The organism is Natronoglycomyces albus (genome assembly GCF_016925535.1).
In the GTDB taxonomy this organism is placed as follows: Bacteria; Actinomycetota; Actinomycetes; order Mycobacteriales; family Micromonosporaceae; genus Natronoglycomyces; species Natronoglycomyces albus.
Window position 1 is genome coordinate 3,337,177 of record NZ_CP070496.1, and the last position, 16,456, is coordinate 3,353,632.

A 16,456-nucleotide genomic window follows, 5' to 3' on the forward strand; every position below is an offset into this window, starting at 1 on the left:
AATCATCGCAGGTAAAGCCTGCTATTTGTCGTTGCGACGCGGATGGGGCGACCACAAAGCCAACGCGCGAGCGCCACCTGGCAGACCCCAGCGCACAAGTGAAATGGCAGCACATCGGGTGCTTCTGAGCCATTGTGGATGAAATAGGAGGAGGCAAGCCCCGGGAGGAGTTGGGGCTTGCCTCCGCTCTTAGCGGCGCCCTCTGCACTCCCCGTCAGGTCGCAACGCGGGAGGGCCGCCGCCACGTTTACTACAACTGTCCGGCTACGTCGGCGCGCATCGCCTCAAGGCTGATAGACGCCGGGTCGATCTTGCCGGTGGTGCTGGATTCGCGATGCCCGCGCGCATGTTCAGCATCGCGACCCAGCTGGCGCAGCACTGCGGCAGTGGCCCTCACCGATGCCAAGTACTGCGCGGCCGACACCTCTGGGGATACACCGTTGTAGTCGATTTCCCACCCGACCAGCATCGTGTTGCCGTCCCCAGTGAAAATGGGGCCAATGCCGCCGCTAACCCCGGCGTGATTGCACCGGCCTGCGGAGACGACGTGAAAGACGCCGTTGTAGTCGACCAGAGCGTGCGACAGCCGGCCCGGGAGCACTCACTTCAAAGACAAGGGCTTACCACCGCGCCAAGGGATCAGACTCTTGAGGCGCGGGCCAATAGATGCCCCCAATCGGTAGCCGCCCTGCCGCTTTAAGCCTTTTGGCCGCTGTGCCCTCATTAGTGGGTGCTGCTTCGCTCAAGCCCGTCGAGGATCAACTCAAGGCCGAACTCAAATTCCTGGCTGAAGTCATAGCCGGGCCGCAGCACGTGTTCGCGCGTGAGTTCGGCCAAATGCGGGTATTCGTCTTCGGGGAAACCGTCCATGATCCGCTCCGCAAAAGCGGCGGCCTCTTCGCCAGTCTCAAAGGGCAACGTCGCTTCTTGGATGGCGAAACCATAGATATAGCTGTCGATGAGGGCGAAGGCATGCGCGGCCATCGCGGGCGAGAAACCGCCTGCTCGCAAGCAACCAAGCACGGCGTCGTGATGACGCAGTGTTGCTGGCCCCGGTTCCTGGCGGTGATTCATCAGCGCCGCCGCCCACCGATGCCGGGCGAGTGCCAAACGGCAAGAGTGGGCTCGCCGGCGCATCGCCTCTGCCCAATCCTCACCGGTTGGCATATCTATTTCGCTGAAAACTAGGTCGACCATGCCATCGAACAAGTCGGTCTTGTTGGCCACATGGTTGTACAGCGACATGGCCTCAACCCCTAGAGCTTCGCCGACTTTGCGCATCGTGACCGCAGCGATGCCCTCACGGTCGGCGAGGGCTACGGCGGCGTGGAGGACACGGTCGCGGTTGAGCGGCTCGCGGGGTATGTCGTCGGAATCGTTGGCAGTTCCATTTGCCGAGGGCATATGGCTCCATTCGCAGATTGGCGGACCTGGAGGCGTCCGCTTGATCTTGACGTACTTACAACGTAAGCGTAATCTACTTACATCGTAAGTACTAAGTGACCGATCAAGGCAGCTTCACTCGCCGCGCACGGCCACGGGAAGCAGGACGACCATGACCGACCACACCATGCGCGCGATTGTGCAAGACCGCTACGGCACCTCAGCTAAGGAACTTCTTCGCCTCGCTCATATTGAGCGTCCCCAGCCCGAAGAAGATCAGGTCCTCGTCCGCGTTCACGCCGCCGGAGTCAGCCGCGCCACGTGGCACCTCATGACCGGACGGCCCTACCTGGTGCGCGCGGTCGGTTTCGGTCTGCGCGGCCCCAAACGAAGCACCCCAGGCGGCGATCTGTCCGGAGTGGTCACAGCAGTCGGCTCGCAGGTAACCGAGTTCTCCCCCGGCGACGAGGTATTCGGCTCGGCCGTCGGTGCCTTCGCCGAGTACGCCGTGGCTCGGACGCGCCACTTGGCGCTCAAGCCCGACAGCCTGAACTTCGTCGAATCCTCGGTCGTACCAGACTCAGCGTTGACGGCCCTGCAAGCCGTACGCGATCACGCCCGCATTCGCTCCGGCGAGAAACTACTAGTCATAGGGGCCTCGGGAGGAGTGGGTACCTACGCGGTGCAAATCGCGAACCATCTGGGAGCCGAGGTCACCGGAATGTGTAGTGGGCCCAAGGCTGACCTCGTGCGGTCACTGGGAGCCAGCGAAGTCATCGACTACGCCGATGAGTCTCCCCTGCCCTCAGCGGCATTTGACGCAATCATCGACATGGGAGGGAACCGACACCTCAGGGTGCTGAGACGGGCCCTGAAGCCCCAGGGGCGTCTCGTTTTGGTGGGCGGAGAGGAAAGCGGGCCGTGGTTGGGCGGAATCCAACGCAACGTGTGGGCCGCGCTGTGGAGCCCATTCATCGGCCAGCAGCTGACGGCGTTTATTGCCTCGGTGAACGCCAAGGACCTGCGCGAACTGCGAGAACTGATCGACTCCGGGGCGGTAAAACCGGCCCTGGAACGTACCTTCGAGCTGGAAGAGGCGGCCGAGGCACTCGATTATCTGGCCGCTGGACGAGTCCGAGGCAAGGTCAGCCTCACCGTGACCTAGGCGTCGATTCTCAACGAGGACACTAGGTCACGGGCAAAGTCCTCCAGTGGCGGAAACTGTTCGGGTTCGTTCAGGAAAGCCTCGAAGAAGCCTCGCTGAAAACACGCCCCCAGCAAAAGGGCGGCCACCGCCTCGGCGTCGATCTGGCTGGGCAGTCGCCCGCGTTCTTGCTCTGCGGTCAGGTAGCTGGCCAAGAGCCGGTTGGCCGCCATCGGCCCGGCTTCCCGTTGCCGCAACCCATCCCGATGGCGCTGCAACATCACCGGCTCGCTGAACAAGGACCCCAACATGGGCGAACCGTGGCGATAGAACGCGACCGCGTCGACGGACAAGGCCACCAAGTGATCATGAACGCTTCCTTGACCGACCTGATCTTGCATCGCGATCAACGAAGAGATGAACGGCGGGAAACGGTGCGCCAGCACAGCCAATAGCAACTCAGTCTTATCGGCAAAGTGCTTATAGAGCGTCGCCTCGGAATACCCCGCCACCCGGGCAATTTCCTTGGTCGTCGCGTGCGCCATGCCCTTGGCGTGCATGACTTCGGCGGCGGCATCGAGAATCGTGGCTCGGGTGCGCTCAGACCGGGTGGGTTCACTCATGGATTCGTTCGACCTCTCCGGCGACGCAACATGCGGTGACTGCGCACGATATCGCCAATGGCGTAAGAACCAACATAGAAAATAGTGATGACGACTCCGAAGGATACCCACACCAGCGTCACGACCCCGTCCTCGGCAATACCTTCTGCCCGGGCCCGTATCCACAAGGCGGAAACTGCGAGCCCAAACGCGGTGATGGCCAGTGTCCACAGCCTGGCTTGCCCCAAAGTGGCAACCGTATAGAGCGCCACCATCGGTGGAAGGAACATCCCCAATTCGTAATCGCGCAGCATGAAAGCCCCGTACATGACCATCGTCACCACCATCACTGGCACTGGACGATCACGTCGCCACACCAACGCCAGGCATCCGAGTGTGACGATAGTGAAAGCAAGCCAGTCGGTTGATGTTGTCTGCCCCCATCCCGGTACCAGGTTCAGCGGTTCAGACATGGCGGTCGCGGCCAGCTCAACGACCAATACCAATCCGGCTATCACCAGATCTGAGGCCCTGATGCCGGTGCGGCGCAGCATCGAGTGCGACTCGGTCGCGGTCAATGTGGACATACGCTTCCTCCAATTCTATGGTTAGTAAGTACTCACTAACCATATCATCGAGCCGAAACCCACCCTCTAGGTCGCCGCGACCGGAGCTCTCAGCCGCTTCGGCTCCCGTTGCCGCGCGGTACCCATCTGCGCCAAGACCGCCGCCGTGAGCACCACCGCTGCCCCCACCACCTGCCACAGCGTCAAGCTCTGCCCCAACACAACCCACCCCAGGCCCGTAGCCACCAGTGGGCTAAGCAGGCCCAGAAAGCTGACGTTGGCGGGAGGCAACTGCCTGATTCCTTGAAACCACACCGCATATGCCACCGCGCCACCGATGATGGCCAGATAGGCGTATCCGGCCACGTGTGTCGTCGTCAATGTCGGCGGCATCCCCTCATAGGTCAACATCAACGGCAGCATCAACAGCCCGCCCGCCAACAGCTGCCACGCGGCCAACGCCACGGGCGGCACGTCGGCGGCCCAACGCTTGCTCAACACCACCCCGCAAGCCATGGAGACAGCGCTGGCAAAGGCCGCCCCCACGCCAATGGGGTCAATGGCAGCCTCCGCCCGCAGCACCAAGAGCGCGACGCCAGCCATTCCCGCCAGCCCGAGAAAAATCGTCCGCAGACGCAGACGCTGCGACAACAGGCCTACGGCCAGGCCTGCCACTAGGAGCGGCTGGACAGATGCCACGGTGGCGGCGACTCCGCCCGGTAGCCGATACGCGGCGATGAACAACAACGTGAAGAACATGCCGATATTGAGGGCTCCGAGGACGGTCGCCTTGAACCACCACGAGCCCTGGGGCAGGCGACGCGCAATCACTAGGAGCAACAGACCTGCCGGGAGGGCCCGCAATACCGCAGCCAGAAGGGGGCGATCGGGAGGCAGGTATTCGGTCGTGACGAGATAGGTGGACCCCCACACGATCGGCGCGAAGGCCGTTGTGGCCACAATGTCCCAATTTTTACTTAGCACTAAGCTAATATATCTTAGTGCTAAATTATTTACAAATCTCACCGCTAAGATATAGTGCGCACATGGCAGATCACGTAGACCGAGTACTGACCCAATGGGCGCAAGAACGGCCCGACCTAGACGTCTCCCCCATGGGCGTCATCGGGCGACTATCGCGACTGTCACTCATAGTCAACGCCGAGCTTCGACGCACCTTCGAGGACCACGGCCTCGACGCGGCCTCCTTCGACGTCTTGGCCACCCTGCGGCGCAACGGCCTTGACAAACCACTGACCCCGGCCGCCCTCATGCGCTCATCAATGGTCACCTCGGGAGCCATCACACAGCGGCTCGACAAGCTGGAGTCACGAGGCCTCATCACTCGCTCCCGCAACCAGATAGACGGACGCAGCCAACTCATCCGCCTGACCGAGGCTGGTAGCGCGCTCATCGACCGGGCCTTGCCCGACCACCTCAACACGGAGGATCAGCTGCTCATCGCCCTGGATGCCGAACAGCGCGAACAACTGGCCGACTTGCTACGCACCGTCTTGGAATCCCACGGCGACGCAGACCCGACCGTCCCAGCCCAGCCCACAGCGCGGTAAGTCACCAACTGGCCACCACCAGCTACCCAAAGGACGCCCAGACCAACCCCTGAGGAGGAGCCGCGGCCAACCAACCCGCGATACGGTGTTTTTCCCCTTACGCGACTCATCGGGGTGGTTAATATGTTCGCGGTATTCGACCTGGAAACAACCGGTTTTTCCGCCCGAGACCGGGTCATCGAAATAGCAATAGCGCACCTAGACGCCGAGGGCAACCTCACCGATCAATGGGAGACGCTCCTCAACCCACGGCGCGACCTGGGCTCACAAAGCATTCACGGTATCCGGGCCCGCGATGTCCGACACGCACCGACCTTCGCCCAAGTCGCTGGAGACGTAGCCGCCCAGTTGGCAGGGCGGATTCCCGTGGCACACAACGCGAACTTCGACCTTCGCATGCTCAACCAGGAATACGCTCGCCTCGGGGTGACTATCCCCCACCTGAACGAGTACGCGATCTGCACGATGTTGTGGGCCACCCATTTTCTTCCCGGCGTCAAACGCAGCCTCACCGAATGCTGCAAAGCAGCCGGAATATCCAACGACCGCCCCCACGAGGCGATGTCAGATGTCATGGCCACAGCGCAACTGCTGAGCTTCTATCTGGACAACCTGCCCGCTGACTTTCCCTTGGAGCAACGGCACCACGAGGTCTCGCGATGGCCCTGGCCGACCTTCGCACCCAGTAACCGAACTCTGCGCCGTAGCGACGAATCCGAGCCTGGACAATTCCTCGACCGACTGGACCCACGCTCACCACATGCCCCAGGCCCCGAACAAGCACAGACGTATCTATCTGCCCTAGGCCAAGCTCTTGTCGATCTGCACATCTCGGCCACCGAGGCAGACCAACTGGTCGCGCTGGCCCAACGCTTGCGCATCGGGCAAGCAGAGGCCGCCGATCTTCACCTCAGATATCTGCGAGCGCTCCAGGCCGCGGCAATGCGACCCGGACCCATCAGCAAGACCCAGCGCGAAGAACTGAGACATGTGGCCGCGATGCTCGCGCTGCCACAGCAGGTTGTCGACGCGGAAATGGACTCAGTCGCGGAGGCCGAACCTACCGAGCAGATAGTGCCCTACCGCCTACGCCGAGGGAATATCGTCGTCTTGACCGGCTCGTTCGCAGAAACCAAGGAACACTGGGCCCAACGCTGCCGCCAGGCCGGACTCGTCGTAGCCGGGAACGTCACCAAGAAAACCCGCCTCGTCGTCGCGGCCGACCCCGACACGCTCTCAGGCAAAGCCAGGACCGCGCGCGGCTACGGCATCCCCGTCATAAGTGCCCAGACCATCGACGTGGTTCTCAGCCGCATGGAGCCCTGAGTGCCGATTCCAGCATGGTCGCCGCTGGCTCAAACACACGTGGAGCTGAACGGATGTCACTGCCAACGCAATGTCCCAGGCAGAGTCTAAAATCGCTGACCAAGCATCGCCAATTCGCTGGTCGCATAGCCCCGACCGGCCCAAGCCGCCATGGACATTGACATGACTACTAAGGCCCACCTACGTAAGAGCGCACTTTCCAACCCTGAGGTTGTCGAAGGCTCCCACAACGGGACCCCGATCTTTACCATCGCAGGCACCGAGTTCGTCTCACTGGACTCGGATTCGTCCGTTCGGCTAAGTCTGAGGCGAGCCGAGGCCGAGGAGTTGATCGCCCAGTTCCCGACCGCGCAATGGGACGGAAATGTGGCGCTGCTACCCATCGCTGACATCGACGGCCAAGCGCTCAACTACTGGATACGGCGCGCCTGGTTCACCTGTGCCCCAGATGAACTCGCGGCCCGAGCTTCCGCTGCCGATGAAGCCACACCAGGCACGGTCGGTGATTTGCCCAAGGCCATCGGGCGACCAGCCACTCAGGCACTAGCCAATGCGGGCATTACCACGCTCGAACAGGTAGCCCGCCTCACGGACGCGCAGCTAAAGGCCCTGCATGGGGTCGGACCAAAAGCAGTGAGAATCTTGCGAGAGAGCATCGACGGCCACTGACAAGTGCCAAATGCGCACCCAAGCTGTCCGATGTCCCGGACCTCTGCGGGTCGGGTTGGCCGGTGGCCGATCCCGAAGCACTAGGAGGCGGTGCGCCGGGTCGGGTTGAAGGGGTCGGCCGTCCAGATAGCCCAGATGATCGACCCCCAGCCAAACCGCATGTCACAAGCAATTGGGCAATGCTTTGAATTCGTATCCTTGCTCGATCATGTGTGGCACCACGATACTGACCGCTTCGACCGTTTGCGGGCGATCGCCTCCCGCGTCATGTAGGAGGACGTTGACGATGTGGTCGGCTCCGGCCACAAAGCCGAATGAACGCTTCTTCGGCGCGTGATTCTGTTGTGACACTATGGAAATAGTGAGCCTGGTCAGGTTTCGCACTGCGACTTTGGAGCACCAAAAATCCACTTTAGATACTGCATGCGGGTATCCGTTGGCCGCACTCGCCCCTTGATCTGGAACCCCTGCGACGAGGTTATGCACAAGTGCGAATTAAAGGCCGCAGGAGGCGAAGTTTGCGCTCCTCAACGAGCCGACGAGAACCCCGAAAGTGCCTTTTGCGCAATCCTCAATCCACGGGCAATGTCGGGGTGCGCCACTAGGCTGCACGGTCATGACACAACGACACCGGGTCATCGTGGAGGCCCATCTCATCTTGCGCCGGCGCAGCGCTGACGGAGTTGGCCGCGAGATCCTCTTTGGCCTCAGACACAACACCGGCTATGCCGACGGCCGCTTTCATTTGCCCTCTGGCCACCTTGAGGCCGGTGAGTCGATTGAGGAGGCTCTCATTCGCGAAGCGCGCGAAGAGGTGTGCCTCGACCTCACACCGCACGATGTGCGTTTCAGTCACGTGACTCACCGTTCCTGCGAAGGCGGCCGCATCGGCTACTTCTTCACCGTCGACTCCTATCAGGGCAAGCCCACCAATGGCGAGCCCGACAAGTGTCGCGAACTGGCCTGGTTTCGCGAAGACGCGCTACCTGGGTCACTGCTGGACTACTGCCGCCAAGCCCTGGCGCACATTAGTGAGGACCGCCTCTTCTCAACCTTCACCTGTCATTGCTGTTTAGGAATATGGCGTCACCACCGCCTCGCCCTCGGCTTGCGCCCCATCAACGGTGGTGATATCGAAGGCGAAAGTCCACTCCCCCTCCTCGGGGAGGGTGATCTCTCCTCCGAGAATGCCTCCGCGCAACTCCACGAGACGAATCGTCCGCATTTGGTCGCCTGACTGGCCGAACGATGCTTCCCACTCCTCCAGCGGCATCAAGTCGCCAGAGTCGGCCTCGTTGATGAGAATGCGAATCGAATTATTGCCCACCCGTCCGGGGTCCAAGGTGATCGTCGCGGTGAACTCATCGGTGTTGACGATCGTCGATAGTTCGGTCACCGCAGCCTGGTCGGCCTCATAGTTGGCCACTCGCGCGGGGACCGTCTGCACCAGCACCACCACGACCATGAGCACAGCCAGCGCGAGTGCCACCTCGATGGCGATCAGTCGACGCAGGAGAGTGCGCGCCTGGCCGCTTTGTTTGCGTACCACTCGGCGGGAGAAGAAAGCGACGAAGACAATCAGGCTTAGGCCTGCCGCCTTGGCCAGGATCATCTGTCCATATGAGGTGTTGAAAAGCGAGGTGATGCTGTCGATCTCGACAAACGAGTTTGCCACGCCGGCGGCGAACAGCGTGGCGATGAGGTATCCGGCCCAGGTGGACCAGGAGGTCACAACATTGTGGTCTCCTGGGCCGGCATATCGCAGCACGATCACCAGCAGCACGATGAGCCCGCCGAGCCACGCGGTCGCGGCTGCCAGGTGCAGGGTGTCGGCGCTAATGGCGGTGACGGGGTGGCCCGAAGCGATCGCGTGACCGGTCATGGGCCAGGTCGCGGACAGGGCTAGGGCAAAAGCGCCAAGTCCTAGTTTCATTGGCACAGGCTGGTCGGTCTCGGAGACGATGAAGGTGCGCAGTAGTGGCAATGCCATGAGCACGACTAGTAGCCGCAGCATGTGCCCGACCCCGACCCAGGACAGGAGGAACGCCTCCAGTGCCTCCCCAGTAACCCCACCTAGTGAGACACCGTTGGTGTAGGCGGTTTGGAAATAGATCCCGGCCATGGCGGTGGCGGCGACGGCGGCTAGGCCGGTGGCGATGAGTTTTCCGGCCAGCGCGCGTTGGCGCAGGTTACAGCCGACTAGGAGCACTCCCGTACCGAGTGCCAGTGCTAGGCCCAGGTAGCCGATATAGCGGTTGAGGTAGACGAACGCTTGGGTTGTGGGGTCGCCGTCGAGGCTGAGGGCGTCGGAGTCGGGTATGTCGCTGGTGTCGTTGATGGAGAAGGTGAAGGTTCCAGCGATGGGGTGCCCGTCGTCGGAGACGACTCGGTAGGACACGAGGTAGGTGCCGTCGGGCAGGTCTTCGCGAAGGGCGATGGACAGGGCGGTTCCGTTGTCTGTCGATAGGTCGCCATCGGCTAGGTCGGCCCGTTCTCCAGTGGGGGCAACGACGCCGGTCGCGGCGGCGATGGGGGTGACCTTCTCGTTGAATTGAATGTGGACGGCTTCGGGGACGTCGGTGACGACTTCGCTGGCTGCGGGGGTGGTGGTGGTGACAACGGCGTGGGCGGAGGCGGGGCTGGCGGGGAGGAAGGAAAGTATTCCGGCAAGAATCAACGCGCCAAGCGCATACGCCGCGAGGGGGACGAAACGGTGTACTTGGGGAGATCTCATATTTACGAAACTAACCTAACTATTAGACGGATGTCTATACGTTGTCGGCGGCCAACCCCGCCTGACGGCGGATTCGTTCCCCGAATGTCTATGGCACGACGCGCGAGGGGGACCCCGGCGCATGGCTCAGGTTCGTCACCCATAATGACGGGTAGCTAACCTGAGGCGCAGACTGACCGCTCCGGCAGTGAACCAAGAAGTGACTGCCGCCGCCGTCACGAACAATGAGCGCTTTGAGCAGGGAAAAGAGGGGACCCTACTCAATTAGCTCTTCCCCGGCGACAAGCGAGGCATCGTCTCGAAAGGTATTCGACGCCGGGAAGCACCAGGATGGCAGCCGAGACCACACTTCTACTCGGACGGCCCTGCGCCACCTCCACAGTCGACGCGGGGCCACCGGCCGCTACCGGGCGACCGAGCAAGAGCTCGGGTAGCGTGGCGGGCGGGCCGAGGCCCGCTCCGCCGGGTACGTCCAGGCTCGCGGAAGCGTAGTTTCTGGATGACCCTCTCTGACCCGCACATACCGTCCGGGTCATCAACGTCGAGTCGATATCGAGGAGCGACGCACAGCATGGGGAAGAAATCGGAACGCCGTGAGGCCGCGATGGCGATGCGCAAGCACCAAGAGGCGGAAGCGCGTCGCAAGAAGATCCTGTTCGGTGGGGCGATTGGGGCAGCCGTGCTGCTGATCGGTGGCCTCATTGTGGCAGGCATCTGGATGAACACCGAGGATGAGCGCGACGTGGTACAACCGGCTGCCTCCCACAGCGATGATGGTGGTTTGGTCCTCGGAAACGGGGAGACTGAACTGACCGTCTACCTGGACTTCAGCTGCCCGGGTTGCCAGTACTTCGAACTCACTTATGGCGAACAGATCAAAGAGTGGGTGAACAACGACCAGATCACGTTGAACTACCACCCGGTCAACTTCCTCACTCGGGTCGGCGACCAGTTCTCGCTGCGAGCGGGAGCGGCCTCGGTATGCGCCGCCGATGAAGGCGAGCAAGAATACCTCGACTTCACTTTGGCAATGTTCCAAAACCAGCCGGAAAGCGCCTCACAGAACGTGACAGACTCTGAAATCATCACGATCGGCGAAGGCGTCGGCCTGGGCCAGAGCTTTGCCGACTGTGTCAATGACGGTCGCTACCTGGGTTGGATTAGCGAAGGTTCGCAAGAGGCACGTGACGCGGGTATCGAGGGGACGCCGAGCGTCATCGTCAATGGCAACACCATTGGCAACGATGACGTGGTCGCCGAAGTGGAAGCCGCGATCGCCGAGGCCGGTGGCGAAGAGCCCACCGATGGCGAGGACACCTAATCACCGGCTGGGCACTCCTCAGAGTGACGCTTTAGTCCAGCTCCCAGTTTACGCCGTCACGAGGTCGTTGGGGCGGCAAAGGCTGGTAACACCAAGCGCGGGTTCATACCTAGTGGGTATGAACCCGCGCTTGGTGCTTCGGGAGGAGCTGGGCGAACATTGACTAGATCGAGCCCACTGGAAGTGGCGTCTAAGCAGGTAGACCAACCAGCTATAGCCTGGAACGTTTCGTATGCGCACGTTTCGATTTGCCACTCCTTTCGCAGGCCATCGGTAGGCGAAGCCATAGGCGTACAGCCGGGCTGAGGAATGCCTCGGACTCCACCATCCCCAATGGGCTTTTTAACCGAAGGCACTTCTGCCTTCCTCAATGGAGACAACAAGCCAATGTGGATTTTAGTAGTCGAGCACATCTCCACCCACATTGATAGCCAAGTGGCACAACGGATGGTAAAGAACTGTCCGTTCTCGCATAGGCGAGTATCCTGTTAGTAGGAATCCCCAACCCACCCAGTTAGAGACCAACCCCAGACTTCCACGCAGCAAAGGGAAACCATGAGCACCCCAGATTCCCCTGCCCAATTTGTCCTAAACGCTGACGACCTTGCCGCCTCGGGTGTGGTCGTGGACCTAGCTGAGCTCGACCTTTTCAACCAAAAGATGGGTGAGCTGCTGTCAGTACTCAGACAGGTAGACCACGCGCTGGAGAAACGGGACCTCTCCGTGCTGCCCGGATTCGCCTCACGGGCGGTGAATGCCGACATGACATCGCTACCAATCGGCACCTTCGAGGACGCGGTGGAGGTCAACCGCCGCTATCGCGAGTCCGTCTTCGCCCAGCGCAGAGACGAGATCGGCCGCATATTGTGGGGCACCGAGGTATGCGGGCATGTAGCCAAGAACTCCCGCGAACGCTATGCGGCTACCGAAGACCATTTGCGTGCCGAGCACCAAAACATCGAGCATGAGATCGACGCGATCAGGCGAGGAAAGAAACGCCAGATCACCTCGACGGCCCCCAGCGAAGTGGAGCCAACCCCGTGAGCAGTCCCCAGGGCAGCGGAAAAGGCTACGAGCACTACCGCAAGCTGCCGCACGAGAAGCTATTCGCGTCGATCATGTCCGCCGACCCAGACGCGGTGGAGACTATCGCCGATGGGTGGAAAGTGTCCGCAGAAGTCCTCGCGCAAGCGGAGTCCGATATGTCGATGGCACTGGATCGACTGATGGGCCAATGGAAAGGCGCGGCGGCCTCGGAGTTTCAGCGCCGCGTCGGCCTGTTGCGCGAGTACATGGCCGCCACTCAAGCCGAAATGCGCCATACCGACGACACCCTTAAATACATCGCATCCACCGCCCGCTGGGCGAAAGAGGAAGCGGCGAACAAGGCCGACCCCAACGACAACCTCGACCCCTCCGAATATCTGCGCGAGTTTGGGAACGACCCATTCGGGACGGCCCGTGAATTGCTGGAATCACACAACAAGCCCCGACACGATCGGCTAGCTCAGATCGTGGCCAAAGCTGCCGACGACTACCAGTACTGGATGGACGGCGAGAAGCCACCGCGCGTGCCGAGCCAGGAAATGCCAGGCGCGCCAAGCTATCCGGGGGCGGGGCAGTCTCCAGCCGCCGAGGACATCGTCGGTGGGCCCTACCTTGTCGACAGTGTGCCGCCAGCGATCGCCGACCGGTTCGAGAACCCGCCCACGCCAGGGGTAACTCCGGTTTATCCCGACGGTGGGCCTTATCCCGGTTCGCCCCCGGACCGCATTGGCAATTGGTTGCCGGTGGATGACCGAGGGATATGGGGCGGACCAGAACCGGCTTCGCCCCCACCCGGGATCGGTTTTGACAATCCGACCCCACCCGTGAGCCAGCAGCCGCCTCGCCCCGACCAAGGAATCATCGGCGGGCCCGCTCCAGGGGCGAGTTCACCGGGTTTTGGGACGAATCCGGTATCCCCGGGCCCATCGTCCCCGTCTCCTCAGCCGTCACCCGGATGGCCGACCCCAGGCCCCGCTGCGCCCTCAGGAGACGCTGCGGCTCCCCCGCCAACGGAGTCGCCCAATTGGTCATTCCCTTCGCCCTCCGAAGACCCACGAGACCGCCCTCGTTACTCCGACGGCCTCGCCTCAGGCACACCAGGGACAGGCGCGGCGCTCCCAGGCAGTGGTCCCAGTGGTGCCACAACCGCACCGGCTCCAGGTACCACCGCATCCGGTGCGAGCTCCGCCTTCGGCGGTTCGTCCCGCATGGGGGGCAGTTCCTCATCCAGCGGGAGCTCCCCGAATGCGGCGGGGCGCAGCAGCGTGCCCGGTTCGGCTTTCGGCAGTTCCGGCACGTCCTCTGGCAACTCTGGCACTGGGACAGCTGGGGGATCTCGCGGCACGTCCGGCCTGTCCAGCAATGCCGGGTCCGGTGGTTCTACTGGTGCCCGTGGCACCGGCGGGGGCATGATGCCCATGATGGCCGGAGCTGGAACCCAGGGCGGGTCAGCCGGGGGTGCGAAAAAAGGCCGTGGCGGCAAAGCGAAGTCCACATCCACCGATACGAAGACTCCCAAGTCCGTCGAGGCCAGTAAGAAAGCCGATGGTCTCACCAACGCCAAAGGCAATCCGTCGGGCAAGGGCAGCTCCAGCCTTAGTCTTCTCAACCACGGTGGTTCCAAGCAGAAATCCGAGGAAAAGAAGGCCGACAAGGCACGTGGAGCGGCTGCGGCTCAGGTGCCAGACATCAGACCGGACGACGGTATGAACAGTGGCGTCGACCTGATGGAGACTGAGTTCAACTGGATGGAATTCGACCCCGACGTTGGACCCGATTCGAACGACCCAAAGGACGTACTTATTTGGGAAATGAAGTATGACCTCTGGCTCGAAGAACAAAAGCAGGCAGATATCGACCAGCGCTGGAGCCAGAAGCAATGGCGAGACAGGTAGGGGTTCGTGTGAACCTCGATTTCGTCCGCGCACAAGTGACATTCTTATCTGGGGTGAGGCGGCTTATTTCCCGCCTTCCTGGAACTTAATTACCAGTGCTGAGCCCAAATCCCGAACACACGCTGTTTCGAGCAGCAATGGCCACACCCGCCCTTGAATGGAAACCCGGAGGCGAGTTCCGAAGGCTTGCTCCACTTCCCCCTATTCACCAGCATGTAGAAACCAGGAGACCGATGAGCGACGACGGCTATGACTACCCGATTGAGGAGATGCGCAAGGTTGCACGCGAGAACCTTCCTGACATCTCCGAGACGATATATGACGCGACAAATCAACTACAGGCCGTGCATAGATACACCGGCGCAGCGTTTCACTCCAAAGAGAGCACAGTTCTTGGAGTGCCCAATCCAAGAGGTCCAGCTCCCTCTTTTGCCGAAGTGCAGGAGAAATGGAGTACCGCGTTGCGGGAATTCACCAACACCAGCCTCACGTCTATGACCCGAATTGGTGGGGCTGCCACTGAGCTAAAGCGGCAAGCTGATGCCTATGACGAAGACGATGTCGAAGTCAGCAACGCCCTCCGTAAGATCACCGAACGCTTTGATCCGAAGTAGTGGAGGAGACACCACATGCCTACCAACGATGAGCTTTTTTACTCCGACACTGAAAACGCCTACGATCAGTTTCGGGAGGCTACCGAGGACAACCTCGGCTGGTCGGTAATCCACGGAATTCGCACTGAGGAATCCGAACTGCTCCTCCGTCGCTTTAACTGGTACTACGACTACTTCCGGGAGCTGGGAGCGATCTCCAACGGGACGCGTCCTATCTTGCGAGAGTTGCGAAACGAAGTCATGGTCACCATGAATGATTTCGTTCTTTCGGAGCGATTCAGTCCGACCGGCATTATCGATGACGAACTCACCGACTGGCGGGGACCTACTGGCAACAAGTTCCGCAACGAATATCTGAGGGACCTCAATAAGGCCTTGCTGACCAGATACGAGGCGGTCGGCTCATTGGCCACCATTATCGAAGTACACGAAGCCGTCATCAATCAAGCTCGGAAGAAATATCTCGACCTTCTCGATAGCACCATCGAAGCGATTGAGGGTATAACGGCCTCCCGGCAGTCCAATAGCGCCAAGCTGGTCGCGATCATAGCCGAAAACGCGATTCTTGCCCTCACTGCCGCGATTCCAGGGGGCACGCTGATTATCGCCGCACGCATCCTGATAGCAGTGAAGACTGCGGGCCAGCTCATCGACGCGGTCAGTACCGATGTGTCCGGGGACAACTGGTGGGACGTCATGGAACAGACTGTCGAGAAATGTTCCGACATCAAGAAAGCCGTCGAGGAGGCGACATCTGATGTTGCCGAAGACCTCGACCGAGCGCTGCTGTTCTTGGAGGGCCAACACATCGAGGAGGTTCTGCCACCGCTAGTGGCTCCAGAAGCAGATGAAGATATCACCGATGTGATCGAGGACCCAGCCACAAACTCAGCCGAAGGCGCTCAAAGCAACGTGGAGAATTCCGCTCCAAACACACCGGCTTCGATGCCGGTCCCCACGGCCCCGCAATAAAGCAAGCCACTTTGCAACCCAGCCGTAGACACTTCTCAGGCTCTTGCCAGGAACAGGCGAGCAAACTACCAGCTAGAGGCGGTAGAGTACGTAACCGTGAGTATTAAGCTGCAAGAGGGGGACGCGGCCCCTGAATTCACCCTGCCGACCGACACCGGTGATGAGCTGGCACTGTCGAGCCTGCGGGGACGCAAAGTGATCCTGTACGCCTACCCGAAGGCCATGACGCCCGGCTGCACCAAGCAGGCCTGCGACTTCCGTGACTCGCTGGCTTCGCTGCAGAAGGAGGGCTACGTCGTCCTGGGTATTTCTCCTGACTCCCCTGAGTCGTTGGCTAAGTTCGTCGAGCGAGACGCGCTGACGTTCCCGCTGCTGGCAGACGTGGACAAGAAAGTCCTCGCAGCCTATGGCGCGTTCGGGGAGAAAAAGAACTATGGCCGAGTAGTGCAAGGAGTCATCCGTTCCACCTTCGTCATCGATGAGGACGGCAAGATCGAGAAGGCTCTCTACAACGTCAAGGCCACCGGCCATGTCGAGCGACTGCGCAAGGAACTCAACGTCGCCTAAGGTGACACTATTCAGAAGCGTTGCGGTGCCCTATCGGGGCCCGCA

At 61.2% G+C, this 16,456-nt stretch carries 18 protein-coding genes and 1 pseudogene; 11 read left to right on the plus strand and 8 right to left on the minus strand.

What is annotated here, in order from left to right:
* Positions 1-250: 250 nt before the first annotated feature.
* Together JQS30_RS14300 and JQS30_RS14305 are read right to left on the minus strand one after the other, a co-directional pair.
* Positions 251-601, minus strand: coding sequence for a peptidoglycan recognition protein family protein (locus JQS30_RS14300; RefSeq protein WP_213170917.1), 351 nt, complete (start codon positions 599-601; stop codon positions 251-253).
* 122 nt (positions 602-723) lie between these two features.
* Positions 724-1,404: a TetR/AcrR family transcriptional regulator gene (locus tag JQS30_RS14305; RefSeq protein ID WP_213170918.1), complete on the minus strand. Its 681-nt coding sequence runs from the start codon at positions 1,402-1,404 to the stop codon at positions 724-726.
* Between the two features lie 151 nt (positions 1,405-1,555).
* On the opposite strand from JQS30_RS14305, the gene JQS30_RS14310 reads away from it, so the two are divergent.
* Entirely contained in the window at positions 1,556-2,548 is a 993-nt protein-coding gene (locus tag JQS30_RS14310; RefSeq protein WP_213170919.1) for an NAD(P)-dependent alcohol dehydrogenase, read from the plus strand.
* Here the strand turns inward: JQS30_RS14310 and JQS30_RS14315 are convergent.
* The 3 genes from JQS30_RS14315 to JQS30_RS14325 all read right to left on the minus strand — a co-directional run bounded on the left by JQS30_RS14315 (position 2,545) and on the right by JQS30_RS14325 (position 4,679).
* On the minus strand, positions 2,545-3,150 hold the full coding sequence (locus JQS30_RS14315) for a TetR/AcrR family transcriptional regulator (RefSeq protein ID WP_213170920.1): 606 nt from the start codon (positions 3,148-3,150) through the stop codon (positions 2,545-2,547). The two genes, JQS30_RS14310 and JQS30_RS14315, sit on opposite strands and share 4 nt — an antisense overlap.
* Complete coding sequence (locus JQS30_RS14320) at positions 3,147-3,716, minus strand: DUF7134 domain-containing protein (protein WP_213170921.1); 570 nt, start codon at positions 3,714-3,716, stop codon at positions 3,147-3,149. Before JQS30_RS14320 ends, JQS30_RS14315 begins: the two co-directional genes overlap by 4 nt.
* A gap of 66 nt (positions 3,717-3,782) precedes the next feature.
* Positions 3,783-4,679: an EamA family transporter gene (locus tag JQS30_RS14325; protein WP_213170922.1), complete on the minus strand. Its 897-nt coding sequence runs from the start codon at positions 4,677-4,679 to the stop codon at positions 3,783-3,785.
* Between the two features lie 62 nt (positions 4,680-4,741).
* Between JQS30_RS14325 and JQS30_RS14330 the strand changes: the two genes are divergently transcribed.
* The 3 genes from JQS30_RS14330 (at position 4,742) to JQS30_RS14340 (ending at position 7,261) form a co-directional block, all read left to right on the plus strand.
* Positions 4,742-5,266 carry a MarR family winged helix-turn-helix transcriptional regulator gene (locus tag JQS30_RS14330; RefSeq protein ID WP_213170923.1) on the plus strand — a complete coding sequence of 175 codons (525 nt, stop codon included), beginning with the start codon at positions 4,742-4,744 and terminating at the stop codon, positions 5,264-5,266.
* 123 nt (positions 5,267-5,389) lie between these two features.
* The gene (locus tag JQS30_RS14335) at positions 5,390-6,592 is read left to right on the plus strand and encodes an exonuclease domain-containing protein (protein WP_213170924.1); all 1,203 of its coding nucleotides are present in this window, start codon (positions 5,390-5,392) and stop codon (positions 6,590-6,592) included.
* A gap of 162 nt (positions 6,593-6,754) precedes the next feature.
* On the plus strand, positions 6,755-7,261 hold the full coding sequence (locus tag JQS30_RS14340; protein WP_213170925.1) for a helix-hairpin-helix domain-containing protein: 507 nt from the start codon (positions 6,755-6,757) through the stop codon (positions 7,259-7,261).
* A 162-nt stretch (positions 7,262-7,423) separates the two neighbouring features.
* Here the strand turns inward: JQS30_RS14340 and JQS30_RS14345 are convergent, their stop codons facing one another.
* Together JQS30_RS14345 and JQS30_RS14350 are read right to left on the minus strand one after the other, a co-directional pair.
* Positions 7,424-7,612 (minus strand): hypothetical protein, encoded by a 189-nt coding sequence (locus tag JQS30_RS14345; RefSeq protein ID WP_213170926.1) that lies wholly within the window; start codon positions 7,610-7,612, stop codon positions 7,424-7,426.
* A gap of 250 nt (positions 7,613-7,862) precedes the next feature.
* Positions 7,863-8,117 (minus strand): hypothetical protein, encoded by a 255-nt coding sequence (locus JQS30_RS14350; protein WP_213173119.1) that lies wholly within the window; start codon positions 8,115-8,117, stop codon positions 7,863-7,865.
* Between JQS30_RS14350 and JQS30_RS17730 the strand changes: the two genes are divergently transcribed.
* The gene (locus tag JQS30_RS17730) at positions 8,007-8,498 is read left to right on the plus strand and encodes an NUDIX domain-containing protein (protein ID WP_343076224.1); all 492 of its coding nucleotides are present in this window, start codon (positions 8,007-8,009) and stop codon (positions 8,496-8,498) included. The two genes, JQS30_RS14350 and JQS30_RS17730, sit on opposite strands and share 111 nt — an antisense overlap.
* 222 nt (positions 8,499-8,720) lie before the next feature.
* Here the strand turns inward: JQS30_RS17730 and JQS30_RS14355 are convergent.
* Positions 8,721-9,995, minus strand: a pseudogene (locus JQS30_RS14355) (copper resistance CopC/CopD family protein); the annotation flags it as partial.
* Positions 9,996-10,566: 571 nt separating this feature from the next.
* On the opposite strand from JQS30_RS14355, the gene JQS30_RS14360 reads away from it, so the two are divergent.
* The 6 genes from JQS30_RS14360 (at position 10,567) to bcp (ending at position 16,411) form a co-directional block, all read left to right on the plus strand.
* A complete protein-coding gene (locus tag JQS30_RS14360) occupies positions 10,567-11,316 on the plus strand; it encodes a DsbA family protein (protein WP_213170928.1) in 750 nt (249 codons plus the stop codon).
* Between the two features lie 555 nt (positions 11,317-11,871).
* A complete protein-coding gene (locus tag JQS30_RS14365) occupies positions 11,872-12,360 on the plus strand; it encodes a hypothetical protein (protein ID WP_213170929.1) in 489 nt (162 codons plus the stop codon).
* Positions 12,357-14,258: a WXG100 family type VII secretion target gene (locus JQS30_RS14370; RefSeq protein ID WP_213170930.1), complete on the plus strand. Its 1,902-nt coding sequence runs from the start codon at positions 12,357-12,359 to the stop codon at positions 14,256-14,258. Before JQS30_RS14365 ends, JQS30_RS14370 begins: the two co-directional genes overlap by 4 nt.
* Positions 14,259-14,491: 233 nt before the next feature.
* On the plus strand, positions 14,492-14,872 hold the full coding sequence (locus tag JQS30_RS14375; protein ID WP_213170931.1) for a hypothetical protein: 381 nt from the start codon (positions 14,492-14,494) through the stop codon (positions 14,870-14,872).
* Positions 14,873-14,887: 15 nt separating this feature from the next.
* The gene (locus JQS30_RS14380) at positions 14,888-15,844 is read left to right on the plus strand and encodes a hypothetical protein (RefSeq protein WP_213170932.1); all 957 of its coding nucleotides are present in this window, start codon (positions 14,888-14,890) and stop codon (positions 15,842-15,844) included.
* Positions 15,845-15,940: 96 nt separating this feature from the next.
* Positions 15,941-16,411 (plus strand): thioredoxin-dependent thiol peroxidase, encoded by a 471-nt coding sequence (gene bcp, locus JQS30_RS14385; protein WP_213170933.1) that lies wholly within the window; start codon positions 15,941-15,943, stop codon positions 16,409-16,411.
* Positions 16,412-16,456: the final 45 nt, after the last annotated feature.

Coding starts and splice junctions, on each gene's coding strand:
- JQS30_RS14305 (WP_213170918.1), bottom strand. CDS start 1,404: ATGCCCTCGGCAAATGGAACTGCCAACGATTCCGACGACATACCCCGC.
- JQS30_RS14360 (WP_213170928.1), top strand. CDS start 10,567: ATGGGGAAGAAATCGGAACGCCGTGAGGCCGCGATGGCGATGCGCAAG.
- JQS30_RS14375 (WP_213170931.1), top strand. CDS start 14,492: ATGAGCGACGACGGCTATGACTACCCGATTGAGGAGATGCGCAAGGTT.
- JQS30_RS14330 (WP_213170923.1), top strand. CDS start 4,742: ATGGCAGATCACGTAGACCGAGTACTGACCCAATGGGCGCAAGAACGG.
- JQS30_RS14335 (WP_213170924.1), top strand. CDS start 5,390: ATGTTCGCGGTATTCGACCTGGAAACAACCGGTTTTTCCGCCCGAGAC.
- JQS30_RS14320 (WP_213170921.1), bottom strand. CDS start 3,716: ATGTCCACATTGACCGCGACCGAGTCGCACTCGATGCTGCGCCGCACC.
- JQS30_RS14340 (WP_213170925.1), top strand. CDS start 6,755: ATGACTACTAAGGCCCACCTACGTAAGAGCGCACTTTCCAACCCTGAG.
- JQS30_RS14380 (WP_213170932.1), top strand. CDS start 14,888: ATGCCTACCAACGATGAGCTTTTTTACTCCGACACTGAAAACGCCTAC.
- JQS30_RS14365 (WP_213170929.1), top strand. CDS start 11,872: ATGAGCACCCCAGATTCCCCTGCCCAATTTGTCCTAAACGCTGACGAC.
- JQS30_RS14310 (WP_213170919.1), top strand. CDS start 1,556: ATGACCGACCACACCATGCGCGCGATTGTGCAAGACCGCTACGGCACC.
- JQS30_RS14315 (WP_213170920.1), bottom strand. CDS start 3,150: ATGAGTGAACCCACCCGGTCTGAGCGCACCCGAGCCACGATTCTCGAT.